Origin of the sequence: Gemella haemolysans, from assembly GCF_028308085.1 — a bacterium.
Lineage (GTDB): Bacteria > Bacillota > Bacilli > Staphylococcales > Gemellaceae > Gemella > Gemella haemolysans_D.
Window position 1 is genome coordinate 1 of sequence record NZ_JAQMFS010000013.1, and the last position, 2,433, is coordinate 2,433.

At 29.1% G+C, this 2,433-nt stretch carries 2 protein-coding genes; one reads left to right on the forward strand and one right to left on the reverse strand.

Going from position 1 to position 2,433, the window contains the following annotated elements; all coding sequences use genetic code 11:
* Positions 1–157: 157 nt before the first annotated feature.
* Positions 158–1,030, forward strand: a complete 873-nt coding sequence (locus tag PNO30_RS00860) for a replication initiation protein (RefSeq protein WP_161380199.1) — start codon at positions 158–160, stop codon at positions 1,028–1,030.
* Positions 1,031–1,605: 575 nt separating this feature from the next.
* On the opposite strand, the gene PNO30_RS00865 is transcribed toward PNO30_RS00860, so the two are convergent.
* Positions 1,606–2,433: ATP-binding cassette domain-containing protein (locus PNO30_RS00865; protein WP_271986812.1), on the reverse strand; the 828-nt coding region annotated here is incomplete at its 5' end.

The window sequence follows — 2,433 nt, forward strand, 5'->3', positions numbered from 1 at the left end:
ATTAAAGGCATAGTTTTGCCACATTAAAGGCATAGTTTTTTAATTGTCATGCCTTTAATGTTATGTTACTTTATTATCAAGAGTTTAAATGTAATTACATATATTTTTTAGGGCATGATTTTTATATTGTCATGCCTTTTTAAAAGGAGCGTTTTATATGAGTGGAGAAACCGTTATTTATAAAAATGAAATGAATTTAGTTCCATTAAGACGATTTACTGCTACTGAAATTAATTTATTCTTTGCTATGTGTAATAAACTAAAAGAGCAAGATACTAATACACTTCATTTATCCTTTGATGAACTCAAAGAGTTAAGCAACTATAGCCCAGAAACGCGTAATATAAATAGATTTGTAGATGATCTACAAAGAGTTTACGATAAAATGTTAGATATTAGATATACAATTAGAACAGAAACAAAAATTAAAAAATTTGTATTATTTTATAAATATGAAATTGATATATCTGAAAAATATTTAGAAATTGCTACTTCTCCGGATTTAAAATATATCTTAAATTCAATTACTAATAATTTCACAAAATTCGAATTAAAAGAGATGACACACCTTAAATCAACATACTCTAAAAATATGTTTAGGTTATTAAAACAATATAAACATACTGGTTATATGAAAATTAAAATTGAAGATTTTAGAGAACGTTTAGATATCCCAAAATCTTATAGAATGTCTAATATTAATCAATTTGTTTTAACACCAATAATTAAAGAACTATCTCAGATTTTCAATAATCTACATATCAATAAAATTAAAGCGAAAAAAGGACGTAAAATCGAGTGGTTAGAGTTTACTTTTGACGCTGAGAAACGCATTCATAGTAAGCGACAACCCAAAATGGCGAATGTATCCCAACCCAAACAATATATCAGTCGTGAGAAAACACCAAAATGGCTACATGAACGAAATCAAAGTAATACAACTAGAGAAATGACTGAAGAAGAAAAAGCACTATTAAAAGAACAACAACAAGCATTTAGACAACAATTAGAACTAGATTGGGAAGATTAGAAAGTTTACAAAAGATACTATGAAAGATATACTGAAGTTAACAAGTGAAGTATTATTCGCCATATGCGAAAACCCCACTGCCGTCCAAAGCAAAGTGGGGTTTTTTTATTTATCTATCGAGCTTATCTGAGATGTAGTTCGCAACTACACCAGCAATAACTGATAAGATAAATGTTCCAACAAGTGAGAGTATCATTAACACCATATGCACACCTCCTTTGTGCACGGAAGTGCCTTACAAGTATAATATAATAACGTGATATTTGACGAATACATGAGCCTTCAAAAAAGTATTCAAAATATGCAAAGTATACAAAGTGTCGAATGTATACAAAGTATACAATGTAGCCAATGTATACTTTGTATACACGTATAAACTACATAAAAATACAAAATATTAACTCATGAAAATGACTGAAAACGCATCAGATCAATGATGTATAAAACCTGTATAAACGATAATCATAAGAAAAAGGCTTAAACGTTGATTTAACAGCGTTTAAGCCTTTTGAGTTAGTTAACATAATTAACGAATTATGGGTAGTTAGTTTGTATATGTTATGCAATACGCTAATTTATTTATCTAAATTTCTTTTTTCATTTATTAAGTTTTGAAACTCTTGTTCTAATTCTTCCGAAGGTTCAATACTCAATCGACTGAGTACTTCTGTAATTTTTGTCTCAAGTAAAAGTTTTTTATCTTCTTTAATATTCCTTGTCGGCTTTTCAGCTTGTTTAAATTGTTCATATGTGCCATCAAATATTTTTATTTCTTTATTATCAATTGTCATTATTCGAGTGGCTACTTTTTCGATAAATTTACGATCGTGAGATACAAAGATTATACTGCCATTATATTCCTTTAACAAAGATTCAAACGCCTCTATAGCTTCCATATCAAGAAAGTTTGTTGGTTCATCTAGTACTAATGTATTAACTTCACTTAAGAATACTTTAGTTAGTGCTACTTTAACTCGCTCTCCACCACTTAAGACATTTATTGGTTTATAAACATCATCTCTAAAAAAATGCATTCTAGCTAGAATAGTTCGAATAAGAGTTTCATTTTGTTGTGAAGAAGATTGAACATTTTCTAAAATACTCTTATCTAATTCTAATGTATCTATTTTTTGACTAAAATAACCGATTTTGACAGATGGCGATAATGAAATACCAGGATTCCCATGAACAATTTTTTTTATAAACGTTGTCTTTCCTGTACCATTAGATCCGATAATTGCCATCTTGTCTCCTCCGCGAATACTAAAACTTTTTGCTTTCCACAATACTCGTCCTTCAATTGTGCCCGAGACATCTTCACCACGTATTATAGTTCTATTTTTTACACTTTCTAAATTCACTAAATCCATTTTAAGTGGAGGAAGTTCGTTTCTCTTTTCGAC

Coding starts and splice junctions, on each gene's coding strand:
- PNO30_RS00860 (WP_161380199.1), top strand. CDS start 158: ATGAGTGGAGAAACCGTTATTTATAAAAATGAAATGAATTTAGTTCCA.